Source organism: Corynebacterium sp. A21, assembly GCF_052266655.1.
In the GTDB taxonomy this organism is placed as follows: domain Bacteria; phylum Actinomycetota; class Actinomycetes; order Mycobacteriales; family Mycobacteriaceae; genus Corynebacterium.
The window spans coordinates 1-1,469 of the sequence record NZ_JBQPQY010000027.1; the positions used below are offsets into that span (position 1 = coordinate 1).

At 58.5% G+C, this 1,469-nt stretch carries 2 protein-coding genes; both read right to left on the reverse strand.

Annotation, left to right across the window (positions count from 1 at the left end; translation table 11 throughout):
• Positions 1–129: 129 nt before the first annotated feature.
• On the reverse strand, positions 130–621 hold the full coding sequence (locus ACTU46_RS16140) for a flavin reductase family protein (protein ID WP_443383945.1): 492 nt from the start codon (positions 619–621) through the stop codon (positions 130–132).
• 126 nt (positions 622–747) lie between these two features.
• A complete protein-coding gene (soxR, locus tag ACTU46_RS16145; RefSeq protein WP_443383948.1) occupies positions 748–1,245 on the reverse strand; it encodes a redox-sensitive transcriptional activator SoxR in 498 nt (165 codons plus the stop codon).
• Positions 1,246–1,469 lie beyond the last annotated feature (224 nt).

A 1,469-nucleotide genomic window follows, 5' to 3' on the forward strand; every position in this document is an offset into this window, starting at 1 on the left:
TCAAGTTCCGGAAGCTCGTAAACAGCCATTAGGTAAATCCTTTCAAACTTTATTTTTTACTAACGAGAACCAATGTAATGCCTCAAGCTAACTTGAGGCCAATGAAGCGTGACCGAACTCACACCCCGACTAGATCTGGTAGGTATCCGAAAGGCTCCGGAAAGTACGGTCCTGGTACACCAGTGGCGAATTCACCGGCCCCGCGATCACCTCAAGAACCTCCGCGGCGATAAGCGTGGCCTCTCCCACCCTCACCGAACCGACCGGCTTCACCCGCATCGCATAAGGCGCGGTACGCAGATAGGGCTCACCGGTCTCCAACGTCTCCCAACCCTGCTCTTCAGTGAAGCGGGGATCTCCGGTCCGGGCGAAATTGCCCGCCATATCCGCATGCATATCTGCCAGCAGATGAACCAGGTAGGTCTTCGCCGTGAGCAACTTGCCGGCCGAGCCGGTCTGCCGCTGCAGGGAGAAAGAAATGGCGAGAGGATCAAGCGCCAGAGAGGAGACACTGGAGGCGGTGATGCCCACCGGCCCCTCCTCGGTCTGGGCGGTAATCACGGCAACGCCGGTGGGATGAGCCCGAAAGGCGGAACGGAAATGTTCTTCAGAAGCGGTCATGATCAAGAATCCTATCTGGTCAGAAATCTAGTCCTGCGGTGAGCTAGACCGAGCGGTACTGAACTGGCACACCACCTGGTCCACGACTTTATGACTTCAAGTTCAGTTGAGGTCAAATTCGCGGACTCAACCCTCCCCCACGCCACCATCTTCCTGATGGGTGATCCGGAGCCGCTGGGCACTCGGCCCCTCCACCGCCAACTCATCCGCCGGATTGAGTAGCTCGCAGGCAGTCATCGAGAGACACCCACAGCCGATGCAACCCATGAGCTGGCTCTCCAGATCCTCGATCGCCAGGCGGCGCTGCTCCAGAATCGACCGCCACTCCTCCGAAGCCTGCTTCCAGTCTTCCTCACTCGGCCGCCGATCCATCGGTATCCGCGCAAGTGCCACCCCGATATCCTCCAGGGAAATTCCAAGACGCCGTCCCACTGCGATCAGGGTGATCCGGCGGATCATGTATCGCGGGTAGCGGCGCTGGTTTGAGACATTTCGTTGACTTTGGATCAGCCCGATCTTCTCGTAATAGTGCAGCGCGGAATGCGCCAGACCGGTCCTCGCCGACACCTGGCCGATACTCAGCAGCCGATCCGCCGCCCCCGCACCTTCCCATGAATCTGCCACTCTCCGACACCTCCTTGAGGACCAAGGATACGTGGGACGACAGTCGCGCCTCACCCTTCGCAGCAACTCCAGAAATTAAGCCCTCGAACTCTCGGGCATCTCAGACTAATGAAAGGTACGGCACTCGAGAGTTCGGGGGTTTGAATGCTGCGTTTCGGATTGCAAGACAGGATATGGATCCCCCAGATCCCGGGCGATGAAGGGTAGGTCTCGAGGATCAGCCC

Bases quoted from the DNA above. Each gene is read 5' to 3' on its own strand.
- ACTU46_RS16140 (WP_443383945.1), bottom strand. From the start codon at position 621: ATGACCGCTTCTGAAGAACATTTCCGTTCCGCCTTTCGGGCTCATCCC.